The organism is Terrabacter sp. Soil811, assembly GCF_001429655.1.
Lineage (GTDB): Bacteria > Actinomycetota > Actinomycetes > Actinomycetales > Dermatophilaceae > Terrabacter.
On sequence record NZ_LMSX01000001.1, the window covers coordinates 652,177 to 668,185 of the forward strand.

Annotated in this window: 11 protein-coding genes; 1 reads left to right on the top strand and 10 read right to left on the bottom strand. The window is 69.5% G+C overall.

What is annotated here, in order from left to right; all coding sequences use genetic code 11:
• Positions 1-45 precede the first annotated feature (45 nt).
• From rpsG to rpoB, 6 genes are all read right to left on the bottom strand, one after another.
• A complete protein-coding gene (gene rpsG / locus ASH01_RS02990; protein ID WP_020143254.1) occupies positions 46-516 on the bottom strand; it encodes a 30S ribosomal protein S7 in 471 nt (156 codons plus the stop codon).
• The gene (rpsL, locus tag ASH01_RS02995; RefSeq protein ID WP_020143255.1) at positions 516-890 is read right to left on the bottom strand and encodes a 30S ribosomal protein S12; all 375 of its coding nucleotides are present in this window, start codon (positions 888-890) and stop codon (positions 516-518) included. The genes rpsG and rpsL overlap by 1 nt, the downstream gene beginning before the upstream one ends.
• Before the next feature lie 384 nt (positions 891-1,274).
• Positions 1,275-1,904, bottom strand: coding sequence for a hypothetical protein (locus ASH01_RS03000; protein ID WP_082619361.1), 630 nt, complete (start codon positions 1,902-1,904; stop codon positions 1,275-1,277).
• Between the two features lie 34 nt (positions 1,905-1,938).
• Complete coding sequence (gene dacB, locus ASH01_RS03005) at positions 1,939-3,495, bottom strand: D-alanyl-D-alanine carboxypeptidase/D-alanyl-D-alanine endopeptidase (RefSeq protein WP_056771108.1); 1,557 nt, start codon at positions 3,493-3,495, stop codon at positions 1,939-1,941.
• Between the two features lie 207 nt (positions 3,496-3,702).
• Positions 3,703-7,599 carry a DNA-directed RNA polymerase subunit beta' gene (locus ASH01_RS03010; RefSeq protein WP_020143258.1) on the bottom strand — a complete coding sequence of 1,299 codons (3,897 nt, stop codon included), beginning with the start codon at positions 7,597-7,599 and terminating at the stop codon, positions 3,703-3,705.
• Positions 7,600-7,720: 121 nt separating this feature from the next.
• Positions 7,721-11,203 (bottom strand): DNA-directed RNA polymerase subunit beta, encoded by a 3,483-nt coding sequence (gene rpoB / locus ASH01_RS03015; protein ID WP_056771111.1) that lies wholly within the window; start codon positions 11,201-11,203, stop codon positions 7,721-7,723.
• A 499-nt stretch (positions 11,204-11,702) separates the two neighbouring features.
• Between rpoB and ASH01_RS22810 the strand changes: the two genes are divergently transcribed.
• Positions 11,703-12,215, top strand: coding sequence for a DUF4282 domain-containing protein (locus tag ASH01_RS22810; protein WP_156415389.1), 513 nt, complete (start codon positions 11,703-11,705; stop codon positions 12,213-12,215).
• 105 nt (positions 12,216-12,320) lie between these two features.
• Here ASH01_RS22810 and ASH01_RS03025 read toward each other — a convergent pair whose 3' ends face one another.
• The 4 genes from ASH01_RS03025 to ASH01_RS03040 all read right to left on the bottom strand — a co-directional run bounded on the left by ASH01_RS03025 (position 12,321) and on the right by ASH01_RS03040 (position 15,987).
• Positions 12,321-13,331 (bottom strand): agmatine deiminase family protein, encoded by a 1,011-nt coding sequence (locus ASH01_RS03025; protein WP_056772626.1) that lies wholly within the window; start codon positions 13,329-13,331, stop codon positions 12,321-12,323.
• 62 nt (positions 13,332-13,393) lie between these two features.
• Entirely contained in the window at positions 13,394-14,356 is a 963-nt protein-coding gene (locus tag ASH01_RS03030) for a nitrilase-related carbon-nitrogen hydrolase (protein WP_056771115.1), read from the bottom strand.
• 160 nt (positions 14,357-14,516) lie between these two features.
• Positions 14,517-15,332: a hypothetical protein gene (locus ASH01_RS03035; RefSeq protein ID WP_056771118.1), complete on the bottom strand. Its 816-nt coding sequence runs from the start codon at positions 15,330-15,332 to the stop codon at positions 14,517-14,519.
• Complete coding sequence (locus ASH01_RS03040) at positions 15,316-15,987, bottom strand: hypothetical protein (protein ID WP_056771121.1); 672 nt, start codon at positions 15,985-15,987, stop codon at positions 15,316-15,318. The genes ASH01_RS03035 and ASH01_RS03040 overlap by 17 nt, the downstream gene beginning before the upstream one ends.
• Positions 15,988-16,009: the final 22 nt, after the last annotated feature.

Here is a 16,009-nt window from a genome sequence, read left to right on the forward strand (position 1 = left end):
TATGCCGTGGAGCGAGCTCCCCGGCATACCGACCGGACCGCTGGGTCACCAGCGGTAGTGCGCGAAGGCCTTGTTGGACTCGGCCATCTTGTGCGTGTCCTCGCGGCGCTTGACAGCGGCACCGAGGCCGTTGCTCGCGTCGAGGATCTCGTTCATGAGGCGCTCGGTCATCGTCTTCTCGCGACGCTGCCGCGAGTAGCCGACGAGCCAGCGGAGGGCGAGCGTGGTCGAGCGGTTCGGCTTGACCTCGATCGGCACCTGGTAGGTCGCGCCACCGACGCGACGGCTCTTGACCTCCATGGCCGGCTTGACGTTGTCGAGCGCACGCTTGAGCGTGGCGACGGGGTCGGTGCCGGTCTTCTGGCGAGCACCCTCGAGGGCGCCGTAGACGATCATCTCGGCGATCGACTTCTTGCCGTCGAGGAGGATCTTGTTGACGAGCTGCGTGACGAGCGGGCTCTGGTAGACCGGGTCGACGACGAGCGGGCGCTTCGGAGCGGGTCCCTTACGAGGCATCAGCTCTTCTCCTTCTTCGCGCCGTAACGGCTACGAGCCTGCTTGCGGTTCTTGACACCCTGGGTGTCGAGCGTGCCGCGGACGATCTTGTAACGCACACCCGGGAGGTCCTTCACACGACCACCACGCACGAGCACGATCGAGTGCTCCTGCAGGTTGTGGCCGACGCCGGGGATGTAGGCCGTGACCTCGATGCCCGAGCTGAGGCGCACGCGGGCGACCTTGCGGAGGGCAGAGTTCGGCTTCTTGGGGGTGGTGGTGTACACGCGGGTGCACACACCGCGGCGCTGGGGCGAACCCTTGAGCGCCGGGGTCTTGGCCTTGCTGGCCTTGTCCTGGCGGCCCTTGCGGACCAGCTGGTTGATGGTAGGCAACCTGGTTACTCCATAACGTTGCTCGTGGTCAGTCGCCCTGGCGGGCGGCTCCTTGACTGTTCGGCCCCTCGACCCCCGAGGTCGGGTGTGTCGGAACCGGTACTTCCCCCTGCACTCCCCTGCTTCACGACGGCCGGGAGGCCGTCGGTGGGAAGGGTTGCCCGGCGAAAGGTGTGCTCTGGACCGCAGTGATGTCACGTCCCGCGGTGAGCGGGCGGACAGGGCACCGAGGCCGTCATCGCGCATGCCTGAGTACGTGCCTCAGACACAGTGTTCAAGCGTACCGGGGCGCGGCACGCCGACCAAATCGGTTAGACCGGCCCCCACGGGGCCGATGCGGTATGCCGTCCGGCGCGCACCTCGGCACGGCACCGACGCGCCCGGTCAGCCCAGACGCCAGTCACCGGCGTACATGTGCAGCACGGGCACGCCGAGGGCCTCCCGGGCCCGGGAGGCCCAGTCGGTGTGGAAGGTGTCCTCGACGGCGTGCGGCTCGGTGACGACGACGACCTCGAGGGCGCCGAGGCGGGCCACCTCCTCGACGAGCGTCGGCATGGGGTCGTCGGCGGTGATCTCGCCGGTCGCGACGACGTCGTGGCCCCCGAACTCGGCCAGCGTCGTCGACAGCGCGGTGTCGGCATCGGTGTGGGCCTCGCTCCGGTCCACAGGCCGCAGCGAGTCGAGCGCCTCACGCATCTCGAAGAGGCTGAGGTGGTTGAGGAAGGAGCTGAGCAGGTTGCGCTCCGTGTCGGCGGGCACGAGGACCCGGTAGGTCGGCGCGTCGTCCTCGTGCAGCCCGATGATCTTGTCGACGTCGACGGGCTTGAGCGCCTCCTCGGTGAGCACGATGATCGTCGGTGCGGGACCGCTGTCGCTCTCGTCCGTGCGACGGTCGGCCGGGCCGGCAGCGGGCTCCGCGGCAGACTCGACACCAGGCGCGTCGGTGGTGGGCTCGGTCGCCGCGGGCTCGGCGGTCTCGGGCGCGTTCGGCACGTCGGCCGTGGGCTCGGTCATGCGACCACCCTACCGAGGCAGCAGGTCTCGCGGCTCAGCGGTTGGTCATGCGCCAGCGCGCGAGCAGCACGCCGAGACGGTCCTCGACCGGTCGCGGCGAGGTGGCGGAGTAGTTGCTCATCATGACGAAGACGTAGCGGCGGCCGTCAGCGCCCGTGACGTAGCCCGCGAGAGACGTGACGCCGGTCAGGCTCCCGTTCTTGGCGCGCAGGTTGCCCGCAGCCGCGGTTCCCCGCATGCGGCTCGCCAGGGTCCCGCCGGTCCATCGGACCGGGTCGGCCCCCGCGACCGGCAGCGCGGCACGGAAGGCGGGCCACCACGACGTGCGCTGGACCTTGTCGAGGAGGCTCGCGAGCTGGTTGGGGGTCAGGCGGTCGGCCCGGGCGAGTCCCGAGCCGTCGACGAACCGCAGGCCCGCGATGGGGATCCCGATGCGAGCGGCGTAGTCGCGCAGCGCCTTCGTGCCGTCGGCCCAGCTGCCCGGGCGCCCTGACCGGGCCCCGAGGGTCTTCGTGATGGCCTCGGCATGACCGTTGTTGCTCAGCTTGAGGAACGGCACGAGCAGCTGCCCCAGGGTCATCGACGCGTGCCGTGCCAGCAGCGCCTGACCGACCGGCGTCCTCCCACGCACGGCGGTCCCGTCGACCCGGATGCCAGCGGCCACGAGCCGCGCGCGCAGGGCACGCGCGGTCATGAGGGCGGGGTCGTCGACGGTGACCCACTTCTTGGCCGCCGAGTGCTCGAGCGGCACCTGGCCGGTGACGGTCAGCGTGTTGGTGCCTGCCGTTCGGGCGACCGAGATCGTGGTCGCGGACCCGGTGGCGGAGGTGCGCGACCTGTTGACCAGGCGCACGTGGGAGGCCGCGGACGCCGGCGTCACGGTGAGCCGCGGCGCGCTCGCGGTGCTCGTGCCGGGCGTCGCGGTGACGATGACGGTGCCGGCGTCGTAGTCGGTGTCGGGTGCCAGCGTCAGGGCCGACACCTGCGCGGCGTAGTAGCCCGACGCGTACGACGTCGACCAGTAGGGGTTGTAACGCACCTCGTCGAAGGCGGACGCGTCGCCGACGACGTCACCCGTGACCCGCGTGACCCCCTTGGCCCGCAGTGAGCTCGCCAGCGACGTCAGGTCGCGCTCGAGCAGCGTCGGGTCGCCGCTGCCCTTGAGGTAGAGCCGTGAGACCACTCCCCCGTTCGGCGCCGACGGGGCGTAGACGTCGGTGCGCCAGCGGTAGCCGCTGCCGAGGGTGTACATCGCCGCCGCGGCGGTGAACGTCTTCTGCGTCGACGCCGGCGCGAGCGGGGTGTTGGCGTAGCGGACGTAGACCGGCGTACGCGTGGAGGCGTCGGCCACCACGACTCCGACGTGCGCCGTCGAGGCCGTCACGCTCGGGTCGGTCATGAGCCGGCCCACCTCGCGGCGCAGGGCGGCGTCGCGCGCTGAGTAGACGGTGGCGCCGGAACCCGGTGGGGCCGTCGCCACGAGCGCGGCCACGGCGAGCATGACCACCGCGAGGAGGAACGGCCAGCGCACCGCCCGACGCGGGCCGGTTGAGCCGCGGACGACCTTGAGCGAACGAGGAGCTCCGAACATGACGACCTCCCGAGGGTGTCGCCGGCCGGCCCTGGCGCCGCCGGACTCTCACCTCGCCCGAGAGACTAGTCCGATTTGTCCGTTTCCGGCGCGCTGAAACCAACCGCCCGTCCCGGATACGCCGAGGGCCGGCTCCCCGGTCGGGGAGCCGGCCCAGCGGCATACGTGGTGGTCGTCGTCCGCCGCTCGCGCGGCGGACGGGACCGGTCAGAACTGGTCGAGACCGAGAGCCTCGTCGTCGAGACGGATGGCCTCGCCGGTGCCCGAACCGAAGCCTGCGTAGTCGTAGGCGTCGTAGTTCGGCAGCGAGTACATCGCGGCCTTGGCTTCCTCGGTGGGCTCGACCTTGACGTTCCGGTAGCGGGGCAGACCCGTGCCGGCAGGGATGAGCTTTCCGAGGATGACGTTCTCCTTGAGGCCGAGCAGCGGGTCGGACTTGGCCTCCATGGCGGCCTGCGTGAGCACGCGGGTCGTCTCCTGGAAGGACGCGGCCGACAGCCACGACTCGGTCGCGAGCGAGGCCTTGGTGATGCCCATGAGCTCGGGACGACCGGCAGCCGGACGCCCACCCTCGGCCATGACCTTGCGGTTCTCCTCCTCGAAGCGACCACGCTCGGCGAGCTCGCCGGGCAGCAGGTCGGCGTCGCCGGCCTCGATGATCGTCACGCGACGCAGCATCTGTCGGACGATGACCTCGATGTGCTTGTCGTGGATCGACACACCCTGCTGACGGTAGACCCGCTGCACCTCGTCGACGAGGTGCTTCTGGGCGGCACGCGGGCCGAGGATGCGAAGGACCTGCTTGGGGTCGATCGCGCCCTGGACGAGCTTGTCACCCACGGTCACGTGGTCACCGTCGCCGACGAGCAGGCGCGAACGCTTGCTCACCGGGTAGGCGTGCTGCTCGGAGCCGTCGTCCGGCGTGAGCAGGACGCGACGCGCCTTGTCGGTGTCCTCGATCTCGACGCGGCCGGTGGCCTCGGCGATCGGGGCGACACCCTTGGGCGTCCGCGCCTCGAAGAGCTCGACGACACGCGGCAGACCCTGGGTGATGTCGTCGGCGGCGGCCGCACCACCGGTGTGGAAGGTACGCATCGTCAGCTGCGTGCCGGGCTCACCGATCGACTGGGCCGCGATGATGCCGACGGCCTCGCCGATGTCGACGAGCTTGCCCGTCGCGAGCGACCGGCCGTAGCAGGCCGCACACGTGCCGACCTTGCTGTCGCAGGTGAGGACCGAACGGATCCGGACCTCGTCGACACCCGCCGCGTACAGCGCGTCGATGACGACGTCACCGAGGTCGATGCCGGCCACGGCGAGCGTCTCGCCGTCGACGACGACGTCCTCGGCCAGCGTGCGGGCGTAGACCGAGGCCTCGACGACCTCGCTCGGCGACCGGGTGCCCGTGGTCTCGTTGACCTGGGCGATCGGCAGCTTGAGGCCGCGCTCGGTGCCACAGTCGTCCTCACGGATGATGACGTCCTGCGACACGTCGACGAGACGACGCGTGAGGTAACCCGAGTCGGCGGTACGAAGAGCCGTGTCGGCCAGACCCTTACGGGCACCGTGCGTCGAGATGAAGAACTCGAGCACCGTGAGGCCCTCACGGAAGTTCGCCTTGATCGGGCGCGGGATGATCTCGCCCTTCGGGTTGGCCATGAGGCCACGCATACCGGCGATCTGACGGATCTGGAACCAGTTACCACCAGCACCCGAGGACACCATCCGGTAGATGGGGTTCGTGCGCGGGAAGTTGGTCTCCATCTCCTTGGCGACCTGGTTGGACGCCTGCGTCCAGATCTCGACGAGCTCCTGACGACGCTCGTCGTCGGTGATGAGACCGCGCTCGTACTGCGTCTGGACCTTGGCGGCCTTCGTCTCGTAGCCCTCGAGGATCGCCGTCTTGTTGTCCGGCGTCGTGACGTCGGAGATGGCGACGGTGCAGCCCGAGCGGGTGGACCAGTGGAAACCGGCCTCCTTCAGGGCGTCGAGGGACGCGGCGACCTGGACCTTGGAGTAGCGCTCCGCGAGGTCGTTGACGATCGCCGAGAGGCGCTTGCGGTCGACCGGGCGGTTCTCGAACGGGTAGTCGAGCGGCAGCGTGTCGTTGAAGATCGCGCGGCCGAGCGTCGTCTCGAGCGTGATGCTCTTGACGATGCCGTCCTCGCCGGCCTCGACACCCTCGGGCAGCTCGAAGCCGGCCGGGGGCACCGCGTCCGTCAGGCGCAGCTTGATCGCCGAGCCGAGCAGGATCTCGCCACGGTCGAAGGCCATGCGGGCCTCCGAGGGGGACGAGAACGCGCGACCCGCACCGATGCCGCCACCGTCGACCGCGTCGGTCAGGTGGTAGATGCCGGTGATCATGTCCTGGGTCGGCATGGTCACGGGGCGACCGTCAGCCGGCTTGAGGATGTTGTTGCTCGACAGCATGAGGATGCGGGCCTCGGCCTGCGCCTCTGCCGACAACGGCACGTGGACGGCCATCTGGTCACCGTCGAAGTCGGCGTTGAAGGCCGAGCAGACGAGCGGGTGGATCTGGATGGCCTTGCCCTCGACGAGCTGCGGCTCGAACGCCTGGATGCCGAGACGGTGCAGCGTGGGTGCGCGGTTGAGCAGCACCGGGTGCTCCGTGATGACCTCTTCCAGGACGTCCCACACGACCGGGCGAGCACGCTCGACCATGCGCTTGGCCGACTTGATGTTCTGCGCGTGGTCGAGGTCGACCAGACGCTTCATCACGAACGGCTTGAAGAGCTCGAGCGCCATCTGCTTGGGCAGACCGCACTGGTGCAGCTTCAGCTGCGGGCCGACGACGATGACCGAACGGCCGGAGTAGTCGACGCGCTTGCCGAGAAGGTTCTGGCGGAAACGACCCTGCTTGCCCTTGAGCATGTCGGACAGCGACTTGAGCGGACGGTTGCCGGGGCCCGTGACCGGGCGACCACGACGGCCGTTGTCGAAGAGGCTGTCGACGGCCTCCTGGAGCATGCGCTTCTCGTTGTTGACGATGATCTCGGGGGCACCGAGGTCGAGCAGGCGCTTCAGGCGGTTGTTGCGGTTGATGACGCGACGGTAGAGGTCGTTGAGGTCCGAGGTCGCGAAGCGGCCACCGTCGAGCTGCACCATCGGGCGCAGGTCCGGGGGGATGACCGGGATCGCGTCGAGGACCATGCCCGACGGGTGGTTCGTCGTCATCTGGAAGGCGTTGACGACCTTGAGGCGCTTGATCGCACGGGTCTTCTTCTGGCCCTTGCCGGTGGCGATGATCTCCTGGAGGAGGTCCGCCTCGGCGTCGAGGTCGAAGGACTCGAGGCGCTTCTGGATCGCCGCGGCGCCCATGCCGCCCTCGAAGTACAGACCGAAGCGGTCACGCATCTCGCGGTAGAGGATCTCGTCGCCCTCGAGGTCCTGGACCTTGAGGTTCTTGAAGCGGTCCCAGACCTGCTCGAGGCGCTCGACCTGCTGGTCGGCACGCTTGCGGATGTTGTTCATCTCGCGCTCGGCCTGGTCGCGGACCTTGCGCTTCGCGTCGGCCTTGGCACCCTCGGCCTCGAGCTCGGCGACGTTGCGCTCAAGCAGCTGCGCGCGCGACTCGACGTCGGCGTCGCGGCGGTTCTCGATCTCCTTCTTCTCGACCTGGATCTGCGCCTCGAGCGACGGCAGGTCAGCGTGACGCTGGTCCTCGTCGACGGACGTGATCATGTAGGCCGCGAAGTAGATGACCTTCTCGAGGTCCTTCGGGGCCAGGTCGAGCAGGTAGCCGAGGCGGCTCGGGACACCCTTGAAGTACCAGATGTGGGTGACGGGGGCGGCGAGCTCGATGTGGCCCATCCGCTCACGGCGCACCTTGGCGCGCGTGACCTCGACGCCACAGCGCTCACAGATGATGCCCTTGAAGCGGACACGCTTGTACTTGCCGCAGTTGCACTCCCAGTCCCGGGTGGGGCCGAAGATGCGCTCGCAGAACAGGCCCTCCTTCTCGGGCTTGAGCGTGCGGTAGTTGATGGTCTCGGGCTTCTTGACCTCGCCGTGGCTCCACTGGCGGATGGATTCCGCGGTGGCGAGGCCGATGCGCAGCTCGTCGAAGAAGTTGACGTCGAGCACGTGGTTCCTTCTCTCGTAACTCTCGTTAAGTCTTTGGTCTGAGTGGTGTTCGTTGACGAGGGGGCGTATGCCGCTGAGCGGGCCCAGCGGCATACGCACCGCTTGTCGTTAGGTGGCCTTCTCAGACCTCTTCGACGCTGGACGGCTCACGCCGGCTCAGGTCGATGCCGAGCTCCTCCGCCGCGCGGAAGACCTCCTCGTCGGACTCCTTCATCTCGATCGTGGTGCCGTCGCTGCTCAGGACCTCGACGTTGAGACACAGGGACTGCATCTCCTTGAGGAGGACCTTGAACGACTCCGGGATGCCCGAGTCGGGGATGTTCTCGCCCTTGACGATGGCCTCGTAGACCTTCACGCGGCCGGGAACGTCGTCCGACTTGATCGTCAGCAGCTCCTGGAGCGTGTAGGCGGCGCCGTACGCCTCGAGGGCCCAGACCTCCATCTCACCGAAGCGCTGGCCACCGAACTGGGCCTTACCGCCGAGCGGCTGCTGGGTGATCATCGAGTACGGACCGGTCGAACGAGCGTGGATCTTGTCGTCGACGAGGTGGTGGAGCTTGAGGATGTACATGTAGCCGACCGCGACGGGCTCCGGGAACGGCTCGCCGGAGCGGCCGTCGAAGAGGCGCGTCTTGCCCGAGGCGTCGATGAGGCGAACCCCGTCGCGCGTCTTGAGCGTCGAGTCGAGCAGACCCGTGACGACGTCCTCGGAGGCACCGTCGAAGACCGGCGTCGCCACGCGCGTGCCCGCAGGGGCCTCGTGCGCGTCGGGCGCGATCTCCTTGGCCCACTCCGGGCTGCCCTCGATCTTCCAGCCGCGCGAGGCGGCCCAGCCGAGGTGCAGCTCGAGGATCTGGCCGAGGTTCATACGACGGGGAACACCGTGCGGGTTGAGCACGACGTCGACCGGCGTGCCGTCCTCGAGGAAGGGCATGTCCTCGACCGGGAGGATCTTGGAGATGACACCCTTGTTGCCGTGGCGGCCGGCGAGCTTGTCACCGTCGGTGATCTTGCGCTTGTTGGCCACGTAGACGCGGACGAGCTGGTTGACGCCGGGCGGCAGGTCGTCGCCCAGGTCGGCACGGAACTCCTTGACGCCGATGACCGTGCCGGTCTCGCCGTGGGGCACCTTGAGCGACGTGTCGCGGACCTCGCGGGCCTTCTCACCGAAGATGGCGCGCAGCAGGCGCTCCTCCGGCGTCAGCTCGGTCTCGCCCTTGGGCGTGACCTTGCCGACGAGCAGGTCGCCGTCACGGACCTCGGCGCCGACGCGGATGATGCCGCGCTCGTCGAGGTCGGCGAGGACCTCCTCGGAGACGTTCGGGATGTCCCGGGTGATCTCCTCGGGGCCGAGCTTCGTGTCGCGGGCGTCGACCTCGTGCTCCTCGATGTGGATCGAGGAGAGGACGTCGTCCTGGACGAGACGCTGGCTGAGGATGATCGCGTCCTCGTAGTTGTGGCCCTCCCACGACATGAACGCCACGAGCAGGTTGCGCCCGAGCGCCATCTCGCCACCCTCGGTCGCGGGACCGTCGGCGATGACGCCACCGGCCTCGAGACGGTCGCCCTCGTTGACGACGACGACCTGGTTGTAGCTCGTGCCCTGGTTGGAGCGCGCGAACTTGGCGATGCGGTACGTCTGGTACGTGCCGTCGTCGTTGGCGACGGTGACGAGGTCGGCCGACACCTCCTGGACGACACCGGCCTTCTCGGCACGGACGACGTCGCCCGAGTCGAGGGCGGCGCGGAACTCCATGCCGGTACCGACGATGGGCGCCTCGCTCTTGACGAGCGGGACGGCCTGACGCTGCATGTTGGCGCCCATGAGGGCACGGTTGGCGTCGTCGTGCTCGAGGAACGGGATCATCGCGGTCGCGGCCGAGACCATCTGGCGCGGCGACACGTCCATGTAGTCGACCTCGTCGCCGGGGACGAGCTCGACCTCTCCACCCTTGGTGCGCACGAGCACGCGGTCCTCGGTGAAGTTGTTCTGCTTGTCGAGCGGCGCGTTGGCCTGGGCGACGACGTAGCGGTCCTCCTCGTCGGCGGACAGGTAGTCGACGTCGTCGGTCACGTGACCGCCGGTGACCTTGCGGTACGGCGTCTCGATGAAGCCGAACGCGTTGATGCGACCGTAGGACGCGAGCGAGCCGATGAGGCCGATGTTCGGGCCTTCCGGCGTCTCGATCGGGCACATGCGGCCGTAGTGCGACGGGTGGACGTCACGGACCTCCATCTGGGCGCGGTCACGGGAGATACCACCCGGGCCGAGCGCGGACAGGCGACGCTTGTGCGTCAGACCCGCGAGCGGGTTGTTCTGGTCCATGAACTGCGAGAGCTGCGACGTGCCGAAGAACTCCTTGATCGAGGCCACCACGGGGCGGATGTTGATCAGGGTCTGCGGGGTGATCGCCTCGACGTCCTGCGTCGTCATGCGCTCGCGGACGACACGCTCCATGCGCGACAGGCCCGTGCGGACCTGGTTCTGGATGAGCTCGCCGACGGAGCGGAGGCGACGGTTGCCGAAGTGGTCGATGTCGTCGACCTCGACGCGGACGTCGATCTCCTCGGCGTTCTTGACGCCCTTCATCGAGTCCTGGCCGTCGTGCAGCGTGACGATGAACTTGATCGTCTTGACGATGTCGTCGATCGACAGGGTCGAGTCGTTGATCGAGGCGTCGAGACCGAGCTTCTTGTTCACCTTGTAGCGGCCGACCTTGGCGAGGTCGTAGCGCTTGCCGTTGAAGTAGAGGTTGTCGAGCAGGGTCTGCGCGGCCTCCTTGGTCGGCGGCTCGCCCGGGCGCAGCTTGCGGTAGATGTCGAGCAGCGCGTCGTCCTGGCCCTGGGTGTGGTCCTTCTCCAGGGTGAGGCGTATCGACTCGAACTCGCCGAACTCCTCGAGGATCTGGGCCTCGGTCCAGCCGAGGGCCTTGAGGAGGACGGTGACCGACTGCTTGCGCTTGCGGTCGACGCGGACGCCGACCATGTCGCGCTTGTCGATCTCGAACTCGAGCCAGGCGCCGCGGCTCGGGATGATCTTGGCCGTGTAGATGTCCTTGTCGGACGTCTTGTCGGGCGTGCGCTCGAAGTAGACGCCCGGGCTGCGGACGAGCTGCGAGACGACGACACGCTCGGTGCCGTTGATGATGAAGGTGCCGCGCTCGGTCATGAGCGGGAAGTCGCCCATGAAGACCGTCTGGCTCTTGATCTCACCCGTCTGGGCGTTCATGAACTCGGCGGTGACGAAGAGCGGTGCGTCGTACGTCTGGTCGCGCTCCTTGCACGACTCGATCGTCTTGCGGGTCTCCTCGAAGCGGTGGTCGCGGAACGACAGCGACATCGAGCCGCTGAAGTCCTCGATCGGGGAGATCTCCTCGAAGATCTCCTCGAGCCCGGACCGGTCCGGGACGTCGGTGCGTCCCTCGGCCTTGGCCGCGGCGACGCGAGCCTGCCAGCGCTCGTTGCCGAGCAGCCAGTCGAAGCTCTCCGTCTGAAGCGCCAGGAGGTCGGGGACCTCGAGTGGTTCGCGAATCTTCGCGAAGGACAGACGTCCCGAAGGGGTCTGTGCGGTGGACATGTTCGTCGCAGTACGCGAGGCAGCCAAGGAGGGTCCTTCCACGGGCCTTTTTCGAATCTTCAGATCCGCGTTGCCGCATGGCTCCGCTCGCGGGTCCCGAGGTCATACCGGATGCCGGATGGCATGGTGTTGGGCCTGACCGAGGTCGCGAAGGGTGGGCATGGGCAGCGCAAAGGCCTAGCCTACCGGTAAAGGGCAGGAGTGTCCAGCCGGGTCAAGGGACGGAGATCGTCTCCCGAGGTGCCCACCCGGTCTCGAACGACCGGGCGCCCTCGACGTGACCTGCCACGCCCCCCGGACCGGGAGCTCGCGATGCGAACGCGACGAATATGGCCCTCCGCGGGCCGGACGTCAAGACCCTCGCCCTCGCAGGCGCGTCGCGACACGCCGCCGAGGACCGCCCGGAACCCCGCTGACCTGCACGAACACGGCGGCGGCCGGCCTCGATGAGGACCGTCAGGAGGGCCTCCGCCCTAGCATGGAGCACGCCAGAGATCCGTTGACGTCTCCTTCCGAGAGGGAAGCCATGTCCGATCCGAACCCGCCCGAGCAACCGTCCTTCAACCAGCCCGCCGGGAGCGACCCCACCACGCCGATCCCGAGCAGCCAGCCCGCCTCGCCCGGACCGGGGGCACCTGGCGCACCCGGCGCCGCCGGCGCACCTGTGGGCGGCAGCACGCCTCCCCCGCCGCCGCCCGTGGCGCCGGCGGGTGGACCGAGCGGGATGTCGAGCATCCCCGACCCCGCGCGGGAAGGGGCCGGCTTCTTCACGGCCCTCTTCGACTTCAGCTTCACGAACTTCGTCACGCCGATCCTCGTGCGCTTCGTCTACCTGCTGGCGACCGTCGCGCTCGTCGCGAGCTGGCTCATCTTCGTCTTCGCCGGCTTCGCCAACAGCGTCGGGACCGGTCTCGCCGCGCTCATCCTCGGTCCGATCTTCGTGATCATCTACCTCGCCGTCATCCGCATGACCCTGGAGTTCTACCTGTCGGTCGTCCGGATGAGCGAGGACATCCACAAGCGCCTCCCCCAGGCCTGACCGCCCGGGCGACGGCCGCACCACCACGTCGAGTGGGCACGTCCCCGTGGGGACGTGCCCACTCGGCGTTCCGGGGCTCCCGTCGGACGGGAGTGTGCACCCGCCTCAGAGGGAGGGCTGCTGCTGGGTGATGCAGTGGATGCCGCCGCCACGGTCGAAGAGCGGTCGCGCGTCGACGCCGACCACCCGTCGGCCCGGGTACGCGTCGGCGAGCACACCGAGGGACACCTCGTCCTGCTCGTCCCCGAAGGTGCAGGCGATGACGCCGTCGTTGACGACGAGGTGGTTGATGTAGGACCAGTCGACGGGCCCCTCGGCGTCGGCCAGGGTGCGCGGAGCCGGCACGCCGACGACCTCGAACCGCTCGCCACGAGCGTCCCGCGCCTCCTCGAGCAGCTCGCGCAGGGTGCGCGACACCGCGTGGTCGGGGTGTGAGGGGTCCTGCTGCTCGTGGAGCAGCACGATGCCCGGACTCGCGATGGTGGCCACGATGTCGACGTGGCCCCGGGTGCCGAACTCGTCGTAGTCGCGGCTCAGGCCCTGCGGCAGCCAGATGCACGTCGTGGCGCCGATGGTGCGGGCGAGCTCCGCCTCGACGTCGCTGCGCGCCAGCCCCGGGTTGCGGCCAGGGTCGAGCTGGACGGTCTCGGTCAGCAGCACCGTGCCCAGCCCGTCGACGTGGATGCCCCCGCCCTCGTTGACGAGGGACGAGCCGACGACCTCGGCCCCGGACAGGCCGCCGACGAAGGCACCGATCCGGGCGTCGTGCTCCCACGTGGCCCAGGACTGCGCGCCCCAGCCGTTGAAGACCCAGTCGACCGCCCCGAGCCGCGAGCCGTCGGCCGAGCGGACGAAGGTCGGGCCGATGTCGCGCATCCACGCGTCGTCGAGGGCGGCCGGGACGAGCTCGACGTCGGGGTGCAGGTGGCTGGCGGCCACCTCGAGGTCGGCGGGGACGACGACCATGCGCACGGGCTCGAACTCGACGACCGCGTTGGCGACCGCGGCCCACGTGCGCCGCGCCGCGGCCACCTCCTCGGTGGTCTCGCCGAGCGTGTAGCCCTGGCTCGGCCACGCCATCCACGTGCGGTCGTGCCGGGCGGTCTCGGACGGCATCACCCAGCCGGGCCCTCCCCCACCGGCTTCCGCCGCAGAAGCGTCGGTCACGGCGGTGTCGGTCACGGCGTCACCTCGCGACGGTGCTCCTCGCGCACGGGGGCGGTCAGGGCGGCATACGAGTCGGGACGACGGGTGGCGAGGAAGGGGAAGAGCTCGAGCCAGTCGCGACGCTGCGCGAGGTCGAGGTCGGCGACGAGGACGGCGGCCTCGTCGCGGGGGGCCTGGACGAGGACGCGGCCGTACGGGTCGGAGATGAACGAGCTGCCGTAGAAGGTGATGAGCCCCTCCGTGCCGAAGCGGTTGGGCACGACCATGAAGAGGCCGTTGGCGATGCCGTTGCCGACGATGACCTGCTGCCACAGGGGCTGGGTGTCGAAGTCCGGGTGGTCGGGCTCGGAGCCGATCGCCGTGGGGTAGCAGAGCACCTCGGCGCCGCCGAGCGAGTAGAGACGGGCGACCTCGGGGAACCACTCGTCCCAGCAGGTCGGCAGACCGAGCTTGAGCGACGGGTCGCCCAGTGCCACAACCGGATACGCATCCTCGGAAGGGCCGGGACGGAAGTACTTGTCCTCGTAGTAGCCGGCCGTGACGGGGATGTGGGTCTTGCGGGTGCGGGCCACGACCTCCCCGCTCGGGGCCACGACGACCGCGGTGTTGAAGCCGAGGCCGTCGCCCTCGTCGGCACGCTCGTAGAGAGAGGCGTGGACGTGGACGTCGAAGTCACGGGCCGCGTCGCGGGCGAAGGTCACCGTGGGACCCGTCTCGAGGTCCTCGGCCGTCGCGGACGGTGTGCCCTCGGGCAGGGTGTCGGCCGGGTAGCGCGACAGGGTCAGCTCGGGCAGGAACACGATGGTGGCGCCGGCCTCGGCGGCCGTACGGATGCCGTCGCGGAGGGTCTCGACGAGGGCCGCGGGGTCGTCGACCCACTCGTGCTGCACGACGCCGACGCGCACGGGCGTGGCCTCCGGCTGGTCGACGCGGGCGAGGGACTCTGGGACGCCATTGGCCTGGATGAGCTTCACAGCGTGCAGTATGCCGCAGCGCCCAGCGGGCGGTCCGGGCCACGACGCCCGGTGCCCGTCCCCGGCACCTCCCGGGGTGCAGCGTCGCGCACGCCGCCGTGGGCCGCTCGGTCCCGGACGACCTCTCGGGCGCCCGGGACCTTCCCCCCTCGTTCCCCCGTCAGAAGGCGGACAGCTCGCTGACGAGCCAGCGGTCGCCCACCTTCCGCATCGTGGCGATGACCCGGTTCTGGTCGATCGCAGGTGCCTGCTGGGCCTTGGTGGTCGTGGCCTGGTTGACGAACGCCATGACCCGCACGGTCGTCCCCTCGCCGCCGTCGCCGTCGGCATCCATGACGCCTGCGTCGTAGACCTTGGCCTGGACGGTGGCGTCGTTCTTGACGGCCATCGGCTTGATGTCGGTGGCGGCGACCTTGGCGAACTGGTCCTTGAAGGGGGAGGCCAGCTGCGGGGTGACCTCCCCGATGTGCTTGTCGAACGCGGAGCCGCTGTAGCTGAGCAGGCTCTCCAGAGTGGTCCGCGCCGAACCCACCGCGGCCGTCCGGTCGGTGTCGGACACCCCGGGGCGCAGGCCGTAGACGAGCGAGGCCGCGAGCAGGGCGAGCGCCAGGGTGGCGCCGATGGCGGACGCCCAGAGCCCGGCGGAGCCGCGCGAGCGCGAGGCGGCCTCTGTCTGCGCGTCGTCCGCGTCGACCTCCTGTGCGCCGGTCGGGCCCACCCGGCGCTCGACGGCCACTGCCTCCCGGTCGCCGGTGCTGGTGGTGGTGGTCGTGGTGGTGCCGGCGGTGTCACCTGCGAAGGGACCGGCAAGGCTCTCGTCGGTGGTGGACGGGCCCCGGTCGAGGACGATCGTCGAGGTCGCGGGGGCTCCGGCGCCGGAGGACCGGCGGCGGGCACCTGCTACGCGCTTGCGCGGGCTCGCGGCGGATGCGGCCGACGCTGCGAGGGGACGGCGGGGGTCAGCTGACGAAGTCAAGGGTGCTCACCTTCCAGGCGTCGCCGACCTTCACGAGGTCGAGGCGGAGCCGGTACGTCTTCTTCTCGGCCTTGGGGGTCGAGGCGTTCGAGGTCGGCGCGACGACCCCGACGATGACCTTGGCCGAGTCGTCGTCGCCTGACACGAGCGAAGCCTCGGCCCGCTCGACGGTCGAGACGGTCTTGTTGGCGGTGACGACGGGCTTGAGCTGGGCCAGCGTGGAGGCGTACTCCTTGCGGAAGGCCCCGGTCGAGTCGTCGAGGACGCGCTGGGTGTCGGCGTCGAACGTCGTGGCGTTCATCGTCACGAAGTTGACGGCGATCTGGCGCCCGGCGGCCAGCGCAGCGGCGCGGTTGTCGGCGTCGCGCTGCTGCTGCCACGCGGTGCGCCCCAACGTCGCCGCGACGGCGACCGCCGCGAGCAGCAGCACGGCCGTGACGATCCACAGCAGGCGCGGGGTGGGGCGCCACGTGCGGACACCCCTAAGGCCCGCACGTGGCGCGTCGGGGGGACCGGAGCCCACCGCGGCGTCAGTGGGGTCATGAGGCTCGTGGCGCTCGTCGAGCTCATCGGGCTCGCGGTCGGTGGAGCTCTCGGGCGACCGCTGGGATCGCGGCGGTCGCTCGGTCTCCGATCGGGTGGTGACCATCGTCATCGAGGGGTTTCCTTCCGTCACC

What these genes read in the sequence shown, in the direction of transcription:
- rpsG (WP_020143254.1), bottom strand. Translation starts at nt 516, where the DNA reads ATGCCTCGTAAGGGACCCGCTCCGAAGCGCCCGCTCGTCGTCGACCCG.
- ASH01_RS03000 (WP_082619361.1), bottom strand. Translation starts at nt 1,904, where the DNA reads ATGACCGAGCCCACGGCCGACGTGCCGAACGCGCCCGAGACCGCCGAG.
- dacB (WP_056771108.1), bottom strand. Translation starts at nt 3,495, where the DNA reads ATGTTCGGAGCTCCTCGTTCGCTCAAGGTCGTCCGCGGCTCAACCGGC.
- ASH01_RS22810 (WP_156415389.1), top strand. Translation starts at nt 11,703, where the DNA reads ATGTCCGATCCGAACCCGCCCGAGCAACCGTCCTTCAACCAGCCCGCC.
- ASH01_RS03025 (WP_056772626.1), bottom strand. Translation starts at nt 13,331, where the DNA reads ATGCCGTCCGAGACCGCCCGGCACGACCGCACGTGGATGGCGTGGCCG.
- ASH01_RS03040 (WP_056771121.1), bottom strand. Translation starts at nt 15,987, where the DNA reads ATGACGATGGTCACCACCCGATCGGAGACCGAGCGACCGCCGCGATCC.